At 66.9% G+C, this 15,040-nt stretch carries 14 protein-coding genes and 1 pseudogene; 5 read left to right on the top strand and 10 right to left on the bottom strand.

Annotation, left to right across the window (positions count from 1 at the left end; genetic code table 11):
- Window positions 1–22: 22 nt before the first annotated feature.
- Window positions 23–805 (top strand): AbiTii domain-containing protein, encoded by a 783-nt coding sequence (locus IE273_RS37630; RefSeq protein WP_189819623.1) that lies wholly within the window; start codon window positions 23–25, stop codon window positions 803–805.
- Between the two features lie 114 nt (window positions 806–919).
- Here IE273_RS37630 and IE273_RS37625 read toward each other — a convergent pair whose 3' ends face one another.
- The 5 genes and pseudogenes from IE273_RS37625 to IE273_RS37605 all read right to left on the bottom strand — a co-directional run bounded on the left by IE273_RS37625 (window position 920) and on the right by IE273_RS37605 (window position 5,267).
- The gene (locus tag IE273_RS37625; RefSeq protein ID WP_373309463.1) at window positions 920–1,741 is read right to left on the bottom strand and encodes a DUF6907 domain-containing protein; all 822 of its coding nucleotides are present in this window, start codon (window positions 1,739–1,741) and stop codon (window positions 920–922) included.
- Between the two features lie 337 nt (window positions 1,742–2,078).
- Window positions 2,079–3,041, bottom strand: a pseudogene (locus IE273_RS37620) (SCO6881 family protein); the annotation flags it as partial.
- Between the two features lie 31 nt (window positions 3,042–3,072).
- Window positions 3,073–3,759 carry a hypothetical protein gene (locus IE273_RS37615; RefSeq protein WP_189819621.1) on the bottom strand — a complete coding sequence of 229 codons (687 nt, stop codon included), beginning with the start codon at window positions 3,757–3,759 and terminating at the stop codon, window positions 3,073–3,075.
- Window positions 3,759–4,067 (bottom strand): DUF6112 family protein, encoded by a 309-nt coding sequence (locus IE273_RS37610; RefSeq protein WP_189819620.1) that lies wholly within the window; start codon window positions 4,065–4,067, stop codon window positions 3,759–3,761. Before IE273_RS37610 ends, IE273_RS37615 begins: the two co-directional genes overlap by 1 nt.
- 72 nt (window positions 4,068–4,139) lie before the next feature.
- Window positions 4,140–5,267 (bottom strand): C40 family peptidase, encoded by a 1,128-nt coding sequence (locus IE273_RS37605; RefSeq protein ID WP_189819619.1) that lies wholly within the window; start codon window positions 5,265–5,267, stop codon window positions 4,140–4,142.
- 628 nt (window positions 5,268–5,895) lie between these two features.
- On the opposite strand from IE273_RS37605, the gene IE273_RS37600 reads away from it, so the two are divergent.
- From IE273_RS37600 to IE273_RS37590, 3 genes are all read left to right on the top strand, one after another.
- On the top strand, window positions 5,896–6,645 hold the full coding sequence (locus IE273_RS37600; protein ID WP_189819618.1) for a DNA-methyltransferase: 750 nt from the start codon (window positions 5,896–5,898) through the stop codon (window positions 6,643–6,645).
- A 162-nt stretch (window positions 6,646–6,807) separates the two neighbouring features.
- On the top strand, window positions 6,808–7,044 hold the full coding sequence (locus IE273_RS45360) for a transposase (RefSeq protein ID WP_373309460.1): 237 nt from the start codon (window positions 6,808–6,810) through the stop codon (window positions 7,042–7,044).
- 62 nt (window positions 7,045–7,106) lie between these two features.
- A complete protein-coding gene (locus IE273_RS37590) occupies window positions 7,107–7,745 on the top strand; it encodes a histidine phosphatase family protein (protein ID WP_189819616.1) in 639 nt (212 codons plus the stop codon).
- Window positions 7,746–7,824: 79 nt separating this feature from the next.
- On the opposite strand, the gene IE273_RS37585 is transcribed toward IE273_RS37590, so the two are convergent.
- The 4 genes from IE273_RS37585 to IE273_RS37570 all read right to left on the bottom strand — a co-directional run bounded on the left by IE273_RS37585 (window position 7,825) and on the right by IE273_RS37570 (window position 12,080).
- A complete protein-coding gene (locus tag IE273_RS37585) occupies window positions 7,825–10,152 on the bottom strand; it encodes an NB-ARC domain-containing protein (RefSeq protein WP_189819615.1) in 2,328 nt (775 codons plus the stop codon).
- A 50-nt stretch (window positions 10,153–10,202) separates the two neighbouring features.
- Window positions 10,203–10,688 carry a chromosome partitioning protein gene (locus IE273_RS37580; protein ID WP_189819614.1) on the bottom strand — a complete coding sequence of 162 codons (486 nt, stop codon included), beginning with the start codon at window positions 10,686–10,688 and terminating at the stop codon, window positions 10,203–10,205.
- A gap of 161 nt (window positions 10,689–10,849) precedes the next feature.
- The gene (locus IE273_RS37575; RefSeq protein WP_189819613.1) at window positions 10,850–10,987 is read right to left on the bottom strand and encodes a nucleotidyl transferase family protein; all 138 of its coding nucleotides are present in this window, start codon (window positions 10,985–10,987) and stop codon (window positions 10,850–10,852) included.
- A 133-nt stretch (window positions 10,988–11,120) separates the two neighbouring features.
- Entirely contained in the window at window positions 11,121–12,080 is a 960-nt protein-coding gene (locus tag IE273_RS37570; protein ID WP_308437080.1) for a transporter, read from the bottom strand.
- 347 nt (window positions 12,081–12,427) lie between these two features.
- On the opposite strand from IE273_RS37570, the gene dcm reads away from it, so the two are divergent.
- Entirely contained in the window at window positions 12,428–14,410 is a 1,983-nt protein-coding gene (gene dcm, locus IE273_RS37565) for a DNA (cytosine-5-)-methyltransferase (RefSeq protein ID WP_189819612.1), read from the top strand.
- Here the strand turns inward: dcm and IE273_RS37560 are convergent.
- Window positions 14,325–14,819 carry a very short patch repair endonuclease gene (locus IE273_RS37560; protein ID WP_189819611.1) on the bottom strand — a complete coding sequence of 165 codons (495 nt, stop codon included), beginning with the start codon at window positions 14,817–14,819 and terminating at the stop codon, window positions 14,325–14,327. The genes dcm and IE273_RS37560 overlap by 86 nt on opposite strands.
- Between the last annotated feature and the right edge of the window lie 221 nt (window positions 14,820–15,040).

The following is a 15,040-nucleotide window of genomic DNA, read 5'->3' as shown; positions in this document are numbered from 1 at the left end:
TCGCCACCGTGATCGTGGCGAAGTGAGACTCCGCCGAAGCCGCCTGGATCGACTGGAGGACGACGTCCTCAACGAGAGCCGCCCGCTCGCCCCGATCCTGCGGCAGGTGATCGCTCTGGGCGGGCATGCTCACTCCGAAGCGCTACGCACCTGGGCGCTGCGGGAGCTCCAGGGCTACGAGGGCACGGATGTGCCGATCCCCGACTACCGCAGGATCTCGGCACCCTTGGTGATGGACGGCATCACGGGGAGGTTCCAGTTCCGCGAACAGCCGGTCAGCATGTTCGACCTACCGGACTTTGCCCGGGAGAGTCTCGGCGACGTGCTCCGACTCGGGCAGGGTGTCGGCCAGATCGAGTCGCTCATCGCCCGGCAGCCAGGTCAGACGGTGCAGCTCGCTCCACATATGGCTGCCGAAGTAGCCGTATTCATGAGCCAGAACTCTTCCCGGCAGGTGCTCAGGCTGTACTGGGCTGTGCACCCGTCGGCCATGGAGGGGGTCCTGGACCAGGTTCGTACCCGGCTGGTCCAGCTGGTCGGGGAGCTGCGGGCTGCCATGCCCCACGGCCAGCAGGATCCGACCTCGGACCAGGTCGCTCAAGCACTCCAGAACATCAACATCGTCACAGGCGACAACTCCTCCGTGACCGTCACCGCGCCTGTTGCAGTTGCGGACCGACGCGGATCAGCACGTGCCGAGACCGGCGGAACGGCACAGCGCTTCCCACGGATGTCGGTCGTGTGGACTGTGTCGGCCGCCCTCGCGGCGGCCGCCGCGCTGACCGCCTGGGTCATGTGGCTCTGACTCTGCACGAAGCCCAGGAACGGCCATGTGATGCTTCTGAATCGATCAGGCAAACTTCGGTGATGGACAAGGCTCCCCGGATTAGCAGCCCCTGGGGTGGCCGGGACCGCGGGATCACGCGACCTCGGCGTTGGTGGTCGTGTCGGTCCGCGCGGCCCATTCGGCGCGGGCTGTGGTGAGCCGGGGGTGCATCGCGCGAAGCTCTTCCAGCTGCCCGGCCACCGTCTCGATGAACTCGGCCAGCTGGTCCGGATCCATCGGGCGGGTGTACATGTCGGCGGCCACTTCGACCAGAACGTGCGGGACCCGGTAGGCCGGACTGACTGGCGAGTCCGGGCTCACGGCGAGGTGCGCGGAGAGCAGCTGCCAGGACCTGTAGTCCTCGTATCCCTCGGTGTACTCGGCGTAAGCGACAGCGCCGTACAGCTGGTGGTACACGTCGGCCGGGTGGCGCTTGCCGTCCGTGTCGAGGGTGTGGGCCGTCGTGCACCAGGACGGGCAGGTGACTGTGTGCCGGGTGCCATACATGTCGTTGTACGTCCAGACCCGACCGGGTGTTGAGGCCGCTTCGCTGGTCCGCCTGGATAGCAGACCGGCGATCTGCGTACGTGCCGCCTGCAGCTTCGCCAGGTGCGCGCTCATGTCGCTGATCAGGTCGTCGACCTCCTCGAGGTCGAGCGTCGGCCAGCCGCCACCGGCTCCGAACTCGAGTCCGGGCGTTTCGTCGTTGACCTGGGACAGGTGGAAGGCCATGATCCCGTTCCTGTGCCGACCGGCGTACGGGCGGTGAGCGCCCATGGCGATGAGCGGACCGTGGTGAATGTGTTCGCGCTGGTCCTCATGATCGATGGGGTCCCCAGTGCAGAAGGAGACGCCGTCGGGGCAGGTGGTGCTGTCTGCGTCGCGCGGCTGCTCGTGGCTGATGGAGCCGTCCATCTTGTCCGCGAGAATTTCGAGCTTGTCGGCGAACCTGCGTAATTCCGTCGCCTTGACGCGGGCCTCGGCCGCATCGGTGTCTGTCTCGCCCAAGCCGATGACCGGCTGGGAACCGGAGAGGTCAATCAGCCATGCGTTCAACAGTTCCCGGCCGTCGTTGCCCGTAACAGCGTGCAGGACCCCGAAGTGATCGTCGTGATCGCCGGTCTGGGTGCACCAGTCTGGGTGGATGGTGCACAGCTGCCGGTCGCCGAGGTCGCGGCCGGCATCGGCCGGGGTCGCTGCTGAGGCGTCGGTAAGATGGGAGGTCGAAGCGGCGGAGTCACTGTTGCCGTCGCCCGGTGCCGGCCTGGACCGCGAGCTGCCCCGCGGTCTTCGCCGCACCCGCGGCGACAGCCATACCCGCGACACCGGTGCGGTGCAGATCGTCGTGGCCGCCGCCGTCGGCCGCCCAGTGGACGAACTTGTACGTGGCGTAGGGGCAGAGCAGTACCAGGACCATCACGACGATGCCCGCGATCGCGTCCGACAGGGCGCTGAGTCCGTCGTTCGCGTCGGTCTTGCCCATGGCCGAGACGCCCAACAGGAACACGATGGTCATCAGGAGCTTGGAGACGATCAGCGTGCTGGTCGCCTCGATCCAGCCGCGCCGCCAGCGCCGCGCGACCTCCCAACCACCGCCGGCCCCGGCGAACACGGCCAGGGTGACCAGCACCAGGATGCCGACCTTGCGGGCGACCATCACCGCCCAGTACAGGAAGGCCCCCACCGCGCAACCGAGCGCGGCGATGGCTGGGAGAGTCCAGCCCAGGGCGTACATGGGCCCCAGGTTGTTGACCGCGATGATGCGGCGGACGGCGTCGTCCACGGAGGTGTTGGCCGCCTTGAAGAGGCCGGCGCTGAGCGCGTCGACCACAGTGATCGCGACGGTGGTGCAGGCGATGGCGGCGAAGGCGAACAGAACTCCGGCCACTGTTCCGTAGACCGCTTGGACGAGGGCGCGTTCGTCCCTGCGCCAGGCGGCGCGGGTGAGCTGCAGGCAGAACGTGCCGACGGTGAGGATGAGGCCGATGGGCAGGATCAGCTCGTAGTTGCTCCTGAACCACTCGGCGTTGAGGTCGATGGCTGTGGTCCTGTCGACGGCCTTCGAAGCCAGGTCCGCTGCGGCCTGGGCCATTTCGCCCATCGACTTGGCGATCCAGGCGCCGATGCCGTCCGTGATTGCCTCGCCGGTCGAACCGACGACACCGCCGACGGTGTTGCAGACGGTGCTCATCAGAGGAAGGTCACAAGCCTCCATGAGGGCACCTCCTTTCGCGGGTTGAGGGCGATCACGGCGCGACGTTCGGCAGGACCCCGACGAGGGCGCAGTCCTTGTGCGGTCGGCACTGGACGGCGAGGGTCGTCGAGCGGGACTCGGCTCCGGTACCGGAGCCCTTCCAGGCGATGGACTGCTTGCCGGTGACCGTGACGGCGTAGACGTACGCCTCGGCGATCGCGCCGGGGTCCTGGGCCAGGGCGGTCTTGAACGCCTGTGGGAAGTGGCCCTCGCCGACCGTGGCGCCGGCGTGCTGCCCGTTGTCGTGCATCCGCGACCACAGCACCGGGCTGGGCACCTGGTCCGAGACCGACTTCCAGTCGGCGTACTTCTTCTCGTCGGTCATCCACCGCTTGAGGCCGGCCATGTGCTCGGCCTGCGAGAAGGAGCGGGTGTCGTACGTCCACAGGGCTTTGGTGGCGGCCTTGGCGAACTCGATCGGATCGGTCGTCCTGGGCGGGGCGGCCACCGTCACCCCGGTGCGCGGGGTGGCGGCCGGGGAGGGAGACGCCGAGGAGGATGCCGACGTGGGGGTAGCCTTCGGCGGGGCTGGGCTCTCCGTACGGGTGACGTACGCGACCAGACCGGCGACGGCCAACAGAACAGCGAGGACGATGCCGCCGATCGAGGCGCGGCGCAGAACCGAGGACGGGGCGCCGTGCCTTGGCTGGCCGGCAGAGGGAAAACGTTCCTTCGACATCAGTGAACCTGCGTCCCCATCGCCGAGAAGAACGCGACGATGCCGTTGGCCGCGCCGAGCAGCAGAGCGCAGCCGGCGGCGACGACCGTGCCCTTCTTGCCGTTGGCCTCGGCCTGGCGGCCGCCGCTGTGGTGGCCCCAGGCCCAGACGAGGGCGGAGATGGCGAGAGCGCCGACCACGGCGATGATGCCGAACAGGTTGATGCTGCCCATGACCTTCTTCAGGACGTCGAGGCCGGGCAGGCCGCCCTCGCTCGGCGTGACGCCGGGGTTGTACGCCAGGGTCTGGGCGTGCTGAATGAGCTTCATTTGAACTCCAGTGCGATTTCGGGCTCGCGAAGGCCCGGAAGGGAAGGAGCGAGAGGGGAGAGGAAGGGCCGCTCAGACGATCCGGCGGGCGGCGAGGACGTCCGGCCGCCAGTCGGCGAGGGTCGAGATCTTGACCACGTCACCGGTGCGCGGCGCATGCAGGATCAGGCCGGACCCGATGAACATCCCGACATGCTCGGGGGCTTGAGCTGTGCCGCGGGTGAAGAGGAGATCGCCCGGCTTGAGAGCATCGACACGGACCGCCTTACCCTCCTTGACCTGCGTGTACGTGGTCCGGGAAATCGAGAGGCCGCCGGCTTTGTACGACGCCTGCATCAGGGACGAGCAGTCGCAGCGGCCCATCGGGTCCTGGCCGTGCGGATCGGTGCACGCCCCACCCCACTGATACGGGGTGTCGAGCTGGCCGAGGCCCCAGCGGATGGCGGTGCGGATCGACTTGGGCGCATCAGCCGAGATCTTGTAACCCTTGGGGACGGAGCCGGCGGGGATAGGTCCGAACTTGGCCCCGTCCTCACCGGTACCGCACTCGCCAGGCACCGCATCCGTTCGCTCGTTCTCATCGCCCTTGCTGGCACTCGACTCCGTCGACAGCGACTTGGCGATGGCCTTCTGTAGAGCCGTGGCCAGCGGCTCCCACTCGGCGTAAGCGTCGGGGAAGCCGCTCTTCTGGACCGCCTGCGCGGCCTGCGCGACGGTCATGGACTGCCAGCCCGAGACCTTCAGCAGCGCCTCGTAGAACTTCGTCGAGGCGTGCACCGGATCGCGGACCTGCTGGGCCGTTCCCCAGCCCTGGCTGGGACGCTGCTGGAAGAGGCCGAGTGAATCCCGGTCGCCGTAGTCCAGATTCCGCAGCCCCGACTCTTGCAGGGCTGTGGCCAGGGCAACGATCTGTCCATGTGTCGACACCTTCATGGCGACGCCGGTGACCTGGATCGTCTTGGCGTTCGGGATCTGCTCCGCGGGATCGTCAAGCCCTGGGACCGATGCCGTGGCCTTGCCGCTGCCCTTGAGAATCGACTCCACCTGCTTGGCGACCGCAGCAGAATCCACAGCCTGTATATTGCTGCCCGCGCAGGCGGCCTGGGCACTGCTGGCACCGGCTAGAGCCACGGCGAGCGGTGCGATCAGCAGCAGCGGACCGAGCGCGACGGCCCCGACTATCGCCGCGCCCGCCTTCACGGTCGCGAGCCCTCCGCCAAGGGGCGGGTGTGGGAGCTGTGCTCCGGAGATGGGCGTGCCTGGGCATGCTGCATCAGCAGCTCCTTACTCGTAGGCAGTGCGGTACCAGCGTTCTCGTCGAAAAGGTCACCGGCGCCGCACCGGTCATGGATTCACATCCCTGAGATCAGGGGCCTGGGGATCCAGGGGCGGGAGCGGCTAACTCCCGACCTCCGGACCCCCTCTTATGCGTAGCGGCAGCCAGCCGCCCTCGTAATCTCACGGGCCACACGGAGAACCCCTCCCCTCGGAATCGCATGCCATTTCGTGATTGTGACCCCGCCACCGACTGCATGTGGCAGCACAGTTCAACGGGTATGAAGTCCGGCCTCGTCCACCGAACATGGCCAGACTGTAGAGACGAATTCCGGCCGCACCAAACGACGTCTCGCTCAGCAGCTGGCACCGTCCATGCGCTGACAGGGCATCATTAGGTGCGGCTGGAAATCACGCATACTCTCCAGCCCATCGCTCTCCTCCGACAGCCGTTCCTACGGCTTTCCGGGAGCGAAGCACTCCGACGCGCCCAGCATTCCGGAACGCGGAATCACGCGCACGCCTGCACCCTTCGGAAAGAGAGAACTGCGCAATGCCGTACACCCTGCACCGAGGTGACGCGCTGACCGCCCTCGCTGGCATTCCCGACAACAGCGTCGACGCCGTCATCACCGACCCGCCCTACAACAGCGGCGGCCGAACAAGCGGCGAACGAACCGGCCGAAGCGCCCGCGCGAAGTACACCTCGGGCGACGCCGAGCACGACCTCGCCAACTTCCCCGGCGAGAATCGCGACCAGCGCTCGTACGGCTTCTGGCTCACCCTCCTGCTTACCGAGTCCTACCGGGCCACCGTCGAGTCCGGCGCCGCACTCGTCTTCACCGACTGGAGGCAACTGCCCACCACCACCGACGCGCTCCAAGCCGCCGGCTGGACCTGGCGTGGCATCGCCTCGTGGCACAAGCCGGTCTCCCGACCGCAGAAGGGCCGGCTCAAGCAGTCCTGCGAGTACATCGTCTGGGGCACCAAGGGCCCGGTCGACCCCGACCGGAGCCCCGTCTACCTCCCCGGCCTCTATACCGCGAGCCAGCCCCGGAAGGACCGCGTGCACATCACGCAGAAGCCCGTGGAGGTGATGCGGGAACTGGTGCGGATCTGCCCGCCGGGCGGAACCGTCCTCGACCCCTTCACCGGCTCCGGCACGACAGGCGTCGCCGCCCTGCGCGAGGGCCGCGGGTTCGTCGGCGTCGAGCTCTCTGAGCACTACGCGGACATCGCCGAAAAGCGACTGCGAGGCGCGCTGGCCCAGGACGACTTCGCCCTCGCCGGGCCCGAGGAGTGAGAGCAAAAGGACCAGCCAGCGAGCACAGACCGCAGAGAAGGGCGGTTGTTCCACCATTCAAGTGGAACAACTGCTTTCCCATGCTTGGAGCTCGTAACAGGATCTTGCTGAAGTTCCCTGGTCGGGCGTGACTGACGTGATGATCCGGCGGTTCGCGTCGGTGTGACGACTCGGCCGTGGATCGTGGACGACGGCTTGTGGGCACAGATCGAGCCGCTGCTCCCGTCCTGGCCCGAGCGGTCACCGGGGCCGAAGCCAGTGCCAGATCGGCTGTGCCTGCAAGGCATCCTGTACGTCCTGCACCAAGGGTGGGAACGACGCCTCGAACTCCACGACACCTTCATCTCGCTGGCCTGCAGTCTGATCTGCTGGAGGCGGCTCGAGAAGGCACGGTCGTGATCGCATCCGGCAAAGGTAGCGGGCAGTGTTCAGGGACGCCGTTAACCGAAGGGCAGGCTCTTGTGCGCACTCTCTACGTCGTCACCCACCCAGAGGCAACGCACCACGTCGAGGGAGTCGTCGGCGGATGGCACGACTCGCACCTGACGCCTTCCGGGGTTCGTGCGGCGGCCTCCATCGCCCAGGCGCTTCGGGCTCAGATCCCGGACGGCGCCGAGGTGGAGCTGTTCTCCTCGGACCTGCAGCGCACACGTCAGACCGCCGAGGCGGTAGGCGCACTATTCGACGTGAAGCCGACCCTCGATCACCGGCTGCGGGAGAAGTCCTACGGTGAAGCAGGCGGGAGGCCGCAGGAGTGGCTGGACCGGCGCTTCATCCCACCGCCGGCTGTCGGGGAGCGGATGGACCATGACGAGGGCGTGGAGGGCGCCGAGACGAAAGCGCAGTGGGTACATCGCATCTATGCGGCCATGGACGAGATCCTGCAGCGTCCCTGCGAACACCAGATCATCGTGACGCACGGCGGCTCGCTGACCTTCGTCCTGGCGTCCTGGATCAAGATGCCGATCGAGTCGGCCGACTACGCCAGCTTCCGGGGTCCCTCCGGCAGCATCACCACGTTGCGCGAGGACGACTTCTTCCATAACCGCCAAGTCGTCAGCCTTGGTGACACTCGCCATCTCGACGCCACGCAACGCTGAATCCGCACATCGGCCACGTCCGACCGGGACCGTTCAGCAAGATCCTGTTACGAGCTCGTAGGTCACGGGCTGCTGCAGGTTAACGAGGTGGCAGTTTCAGAATGGTTCCAGCGGCCCAGTGGAACCGAGTGAGAAGCAGGCGGGTGAGCCGCACATCCAGATGATTTGGGCCCAATTCCTTGAGCCCTTCCTCAAGGAGGTTCGAGAGGATCGCTATACCCCCCGCGACGTCACCGGACTTGCCCTTCCAGTAAGCAAGATTATGAAGGAGCGCTCGGATTTTCGGATGATGCGGATCAAGGCCTGGCTCCTCCTCATCCAGGAGAGCGGTGTAGTCCGTGATTGCTCCGGAGATGTCGCCCGAGCACCCCTTCCACCAGGCAAGGCTTGTACGCAGGGAACGGACGGTTCCGTGGTTCACGCCTAGGTACTGGCTGAGACCCTCAACAAGTTCGACGTATTGATCGACTGCTCCCGCTGCATCTCCAGCTCTCCCGCGCTGTTCGATGAGGCTAGTGAGCCCGTTCAGAATGGCGTCAAACTCCGCCTCCGTCATGCGTTCGGGATCGATTTCCTGGTTGCGGATGGAGAGCACTTCCTTGATGCCGTCCGCAGCCAGCGCGAAGTCGCCATCAAGGCCTTGCCAGTAGGAAAGATTATGGCGAACGTCCAGGGCAAAGGGGTCGGTTGCCCCACGGTCCTTCACGACATCCCTAAGCACTTCCGCGAGTTCTCTTATGGCAGTGCTTACCTCTCCGGCTTCTCCCCTGACGTTGGCCAGGACTCGACGAGTGGCCAACGTGAGGTGGTCGGTCGGCCCGACCACGCGTTGCGCGTCGCCCAACAGATCTTCGAGCGCGCTGGAAGCACTGGCCAGGTCTCCCACGCGATACTGCCAAAAGGCGAGGTTGTGTCGCATCGCGAGGGTGTGCCGGCTGTCCGTACCTAGTCGGTGGTTGGCCCCCTCTACCAGTTGGCGAAAATGGTCCAGAGCGGCATCGAACTGGCAATCGGCCGCAAGAACGGCGCCAAACCGAGGAAGCAACGGATGCGGCTCAGGCTCCCACAGATCGCTTTGCGCGTTCTGAATCACCGCTTGCGCATTGGCGAGAAAGTCCCCCCTTTCGACCCTGCCCTCCCAGTACTCGCCGACGGTAGCCAAAAGCGAGTCAGCGGCTGAACGGGTCACATCAGCGCGATCGGTGGGTGAGAGCGACTCGCGTGTGGCGCGCTGGATCAGTTGATGGACTCGAACGCGTGGGTGCGGCTCGTCCGGAGAATGCTCGATCAAACTGAGACGGTGCAGGACTCGCAGGGCTGCACGTGCTTCGTCACCAGAGACGCTGCGCTCCGCCTGATCGCCCTCCGAGGAGGCTCTGCATGCGGTGAGGTAGGTCAGGGCGTGGTGGCTGGTGAGAACCTGTTCAGGGAAACCGCTCGGGTCCATGGCTGAGGCAAGCTGGAGCACAGGCCGGGCCAGACCAGCAGGGCGCAAGGTATCGGCGCGGTCGAGGGACAGGCTCCATGCAGCGGCCACAGCGTGGGTCTGGTCGTCGGGTAGGACATCGGGGGCAGCATCGGCCAGGGAACGCGCGCGGTCGGCCAACAGGCCCCGGTAGGCCTGGCAGCTGACGCCAGCGTCTATGAGGTAGGCGGCAGCCTGAGACAGCGCAAGCGGCAGCTCACCCAGGTCGTCGGCGAGAGCTGTGAGCTGATCTTCGGGCTCGAAGCGACCGCGGGCGGCCAGAGCACTCGTGAGGTAGGCCAGGGCCTGGGCTTCAGTGAACAGGCCGATCTCAATCAGGCGTCTACCGCCCCCGATCAAGGCGGCATGCCTGCAGCGGGTGGTGGCCAGAGTGTGGCCGTGTGGGCTGACCGGCGGCCACCACCCACTCAAGTCGACGGGGTCTGCGATGTCGTCCAAAACCACGAGCCAGCGGCACGGGCTCGGCTGCGACTTGGGCTCCAGCCAGGCCAGAAACGCCCTCGCCGCCTCAGGGCCACCTGGGTCGGCGCCCAAGATCTCCACCGCAGCCTGGGCATAGCCGGTCACGACAGCGCTGCGGCTGCTCGCAGTGATCCACACCAGCACATCCAGCGCACCGGCCTGCCAGGCAGTGCGCGCATAGTGGGCGGCCAGCTGGGTCTTACCGACCCCGCCCATCCCCGTCAGCACACTGCTCGCCGGAGCGTGGTCCGCAGATTCGACGACCGCAGTTCCGGCACCGACCGGCACCCGGGCCAGCCGGCTGGTCTCGGCCCTGTCCTGGAACCACGCCGCCCGCGCCGGGATCACCCCGACCTGATGCGGCCAAGTAACAGGCGTGCGCGGTGCGGCGTGATAGTGCTGGTGGACATGGTCGATGCGCCCGGCGGCGACGCTGTGGTCTGCTGCGGTGGCGACCACGCTGGCGGCTGACGTGCCGACGGGTGGGCTCGCGGTGCTGCCGGGTGCGGTCAGCCCTGCGCCGGACCCGGCTGACGAGGGCGAGGCGAAGACCCGATCGTCACGTCTCCCATGGTCACTGCTGCCGCCGAGCCACCCTCTGCCCGGATGCCGACATTCCCGCCGACTGCGGTGCCGCCAACGGCTGCCACCACCCCGCCGACACCAGGAGCTGCGGCCGTGGCGGCCTGCAGCTCCTCCACCAGCTTCTCCAGTTCCTGAGCGAAGCCGGGGTCGCGTTCTGCGGCGTCCTCCAGGGAATCGGTAAGCCGCCGCCGGGTCCTCTCAGTGGGTTCGAGCAGCTCCTGCTCGGCTTCTTCGGATGCGCGCGTCAGTGCAGGGTCGTCACCGAGTCTGCTGCTGACCAGATCGTGCAGGCGACTCATACCAGCGTCCAGTGAGCGGTCAACCTCCGTGTCCGCACGCTCGCCGACCCGCTTGGCCTTGCGGACCAACCACGCGAACACATACCCGACCGCAATCTCGGCCCCCGTCATCGCCCACCCCACCTCACCGCTGACCTCGCATCAGGCAACTCCGCCCACCATAGCCCCGAGCCAGCCGCTCCGCCGTATTCACCGGGCGCAGTGCAGTGAGACAACTCTCGTTTCTGGGGTCCGGGTTCAGGCCCGAGTGATTCCTGTCCAAGCTACGGATGTCAGCGTGGACCGTTCCGGCCAGGGTGGGAGCAGCGGAGCCGCTCCCCGAAAGCTCGCGCGGCCCTGAGCAGCGCGACGTGTCCCGGGTGGAACAGGTCCTCGACCATGTCGACGTAGACGTTCCCCTGCTCAGCCATGCCTGTTGCTCTCTCGCTGGTGCCAAGCCGACCAAGACTGGGCTAACCGCCCGGCTCCGTCAACCGTCCGCCGGTCGACGCCGAAGCGGCGAGGGAAGGCTCACTAGAGATCCTCTTACGAGCTCTTGGGGACTCACCCGGTGTCGATGCTCCGCTGAATGAGATCGGTAGCACGTACGAGGTCCCCACGCGAGCCGATCCGCACCTCGACGCCGCCGCGGATTCCGAGGACTCCCACTCCGCGCAGGTCCCGGGAGAAGCCGTCGCGCAGCTCCACGGTGTCCGGGTCCAACTTCAGGTTGACCACGAGCAGCCGGTTGCGCGGCTGCAGGCGCACGGTCGCGACGTTGTTGATCCGCCGGTACGCGATGTAGTGGAGCTGCGGCTCCTTGCGTACGTCCCGGTGTGACAGCAGCAGCTCGTCGAGGTCCGCGTACAGCTCCCTCAGCTCCCCGGGTGACTCGTCGAGGTACTGCTGGACCGACTTCGGCGCGGCAGATCCGGTGCGGACCGATCCCGCCGCTCCGCCCCGCGGCGAGTTGCGGGTGCCGCCAGCGGACGCGATGAGCTGCAGCGTGAGCACGTCCTCGAAGGCCCTGTACGTCACGAGGTCGATCCGGTGACCGATCATCCCAACCGCCACCGTGTCGTGGCGCGTGAAGGCACCAGCGACGCAGACGATCCGAGGCGAGCTCCAGTCGATCTCGCCGGCAGCCCGGTCTCCGAGCTTCTCCAGGGTCAGGCTCTCGAACTCGTGGTGGTGGTCGTGCAGCCACCACAGGTACGAGAGCCCCTGGTTGATGACGTTCTGGTCGCGGCTGCGCTTGTACTCGACGATGACCGGCGTGCCGTTCTCATCCAGCCCGAGCGAGTCGATCCGGCCGCCGTGATGGCCGGTGCGGTACTCGGTCGCCAGGAAGCGGATGCCAAGCATCGCCTCCATGTTGGCTTCGATCAGCCGCTGCAGCTCGACCTCCATCCCCACAGCCGCCCCCGGCACCTCCGTCGCCTGCCCGGCTTTCACCATGAAGACCTTCAGGTTGCTCATGAACTTCCTGCCCCCTCGACTGACATGGGCAGCAATCGAGGCCAAGGAGTACTTATTCCGCAGGCCTCGGGAGTCGGCCGGGCGCTGCATTGCAGGTCGGTGCAGGAAGCACCCACTCCGCCAGGGGTGGGGCGGTAGCTCATCCGGCAGGCGGGTGTGCGGGAATCATAGAAGGCTGGAGATCTTGTCAGTGCTTGTCCGTATGATTGGCGTTCTCTGGAGTCGCCAGTGGCTGCTTTCGGTCACAGTGCTGGGTGCCGCGTAGTATTCTCGGGGCGCCTGGGGCGCCCCGATCGATCCAGTCATCCGAGGTAGATGCCGGATTCTTGATCTTGCCAGAGGTTGTGTGATCTCCTGGTGCTCGTTCTTCTCGTCCGATGGAGGTTGGCGCAGTGCGCAGGCAGCACTATGGGGTGCCTCTGGAGCGGAGTGACTGCCTGGAGCTCAGGCGTCACAGGAACAGCTGCAAGCCCGAGAACTTCGGCAAGTGGCTCGGTGGCTTCGGTGCTGACAAGCGTCTAGCCGTCGACCTCTTCTCTGGAGCGGGTGGACTGAGCCTCGGACTGGAGCGAGCCGGGTGGACGGTCGCAGCCGCGGTCGACTTCGACGAGCGGGCGCTCCAGACGCACGCCGCGAACTTCCCGGGCATGAGCCTCCACATGGACCTGGGCAATCCTGACGAGCGTGACAGGCTCGTCGAGATGCTGGCTCCGGCCAAGATCGATCTGGTGGCCGGCGGCCCTCCTTGCCAGCCGTTCAGCAGGGCCGGTCGGAGCAAGATCCGCAGCCTCGTGGAGCATCACGGCCGCGATCCCCATGATCGCCGCAAGGAACTGTGGAGCGCCTACCTCGATGTCGTGAAGCGCCTCCGGCCGCGTGCGGTCCTCATGGAGAACGTTCCGGACATGGGTCTCGGTGACGACTTCTTCGTGGTACGCACCATCGAGGAGCAGTTGGAGGACCTCGGCTACGCGACGCAGGTCCGTCTCGTCGATGCGTGGAAGTACGGCGTTCCGCAGCACAGGAAACGACTGATCCTGCTGGCGAGGAACGACGTGGAGCGCTTCGCGTGGCGTCAGGAGCTGGAGCACGATCAGCGGACCACGCTGCGTGATGCCATCGGTGACCTGCCGGTGTTGCCCGTCGTGCCCACCGAGCGTGTCGGGCAGCGCGAACTGCCGTACGACGAGCCGTCCGAGCTTTCCAAGTTCGCTCAGGACATGCGTAAGTGGGCGCGCAAGGACCGGGTGTGGGATCACATGACCCGACGGGTCCGGAAGGACGACGCGGAGATCTTCTCCAGCATGGACTCCAGGACCCTGTACTCGCAGATCTCCCCGGAACTGCAGCGCTACAAGGCCGACCACTTCACGGACAAGTACAAGAAGCTCGACTGGGCGGACCTCAGCAGGTCGATCACCGCCCACATCGCTAAGGACGGCTACTGGTACATCCACCCGGACCAGAACCAGCCGCGCACCCTCACCGTGCGGGAGGCCGCGCGGGTGCAGACCTTTCCGGACAGGTTCCGCTTCGCCGGCACGCGCAGTGACGCCTTCCGTCAGATCGGTAACGCGGTGCCGCCCCTCCTAGGTGAGGCTGCGGCGGAGGCCCTGCTGCCCGTGGGTGACGAGCAGCCGAGCGAGGGTGGACTCCAGCCGCACTGGCGCACGGTGCGAAGGGATCTGACCGCCTGGGCCGAAGAGCGGCGTGAGTCGGAGGACTGGTACCAGCTTCCGGGCGATCAGATGTCCGGGTTGCAGGCCGCAGTCGTGGCCATACTGTCCGGGACCCGGATCCAGCCCGCGCAGCTTGCGGAGATGGTCGAGGTCGTGCGGGGGCAGACGTCCCTGAGCAAAGCCGCGCTCGAGACACTTACTGCGGCGGCACCCTCCGAGGCAGTGAAGGCCCGGGTCGCCCGGCTCACTGCGGTGATCGATCAGTCGGGCGTCTGGGGCGACGAGGAGAAGGTACGCGAGCAGCTGAAGCTGAAGCCGGCTGAGGCGACGGTCTACCGGCTGCTGGTCGGCGAGGATCTCCTGTGGGTCGGGCAGGGGGCGCTGCGCGTCGCAGCGCGTCTGCACGGCAGCGATTCGGATCGCACGAACAGGCTCAGCGACGGTCGAGTGGACTTGGTGAAGCTCGTCGGAGCCGGCGAGGACGCGCCTCTGCGTATGGCGGCGCTTCGGCTCATTGGAAGCAGCTTCTGCCGGGCCAAGGAGCCGCTCTGCGAGTTGTGCCCCCTGAGCAAGTACTGCGTCGCCAGGGAGAACGTCTCGGGCGACCTGTTCACGGACGCGTTGACCGGTACCCACGGACGGGAGACGGTGCCGACCCAGGCTCGCGAGCCTGGTCGCACCGCTGGGCGACGCTGAGCGCAGCGCGCTCGACGTCCGCCCGGATCTCGCACTCCCAGACACGGACGACGGTCCAGCCGGCGGCCTCGGCCGCTGCAGTGTTCCGGCGGTCGCGCTCCTTGTTGGTCTCGATCTTCGCTTCCCACAGGGGAGCGTTCGGGCCGCGGAACGCCTTCGGGCCGTGCACAGGACAACCGTGCCAGAAACACCCGTCGACGAACACCGCCACGTCGTACCTGGGCAGGACGAAGTCCGCCGTGCAACGGGCAGCCACCTTGCGCTGTAGACGGAACCGGAGGCCGAGCCGGTGAACGGCACGGCGGAGGGCCACCTCCGGTTTCGTGTCGCGGGCGCGCCGACCGCGCAGATGGCCGCTCAGCTCGGTGCTGACCCACTCCGCGCTCGTGGTGTCCTCACGTGCTGCCATACCTCAGCCCCAGCCCGTCGTCGGCCTACGAGTGCGAGGGTGCCACACTCGTCCCATGCTTCGTGAACCTGCAGAACTCCGTGTCGACGACCATGGCCGGGTCGAGCTCCCCATCGGCCTGCTCGCGGAGGCGGGCATTGCACCCGGAGCGGACCTCCTGGCCTTAAGAGGTCATCTCATTTGGTGAGTCTGCGGTAGCAGATGAGGGTGCAGGCGATGCT

This window comes from Streptomyces olivaceoviridis (assembly GCF_014650115.1).
Lineage (GTDB): Bacteria > Actinomycetota > Actinomycetes > Streptomycetales > Streptomycetaceae > Streptomyces > Streptomyces olivaceoviridis.
Note: the sequence above shows the minus strand (reverse complement) of the source record. Positions and strands in the feature narration are given on the sequence as shown.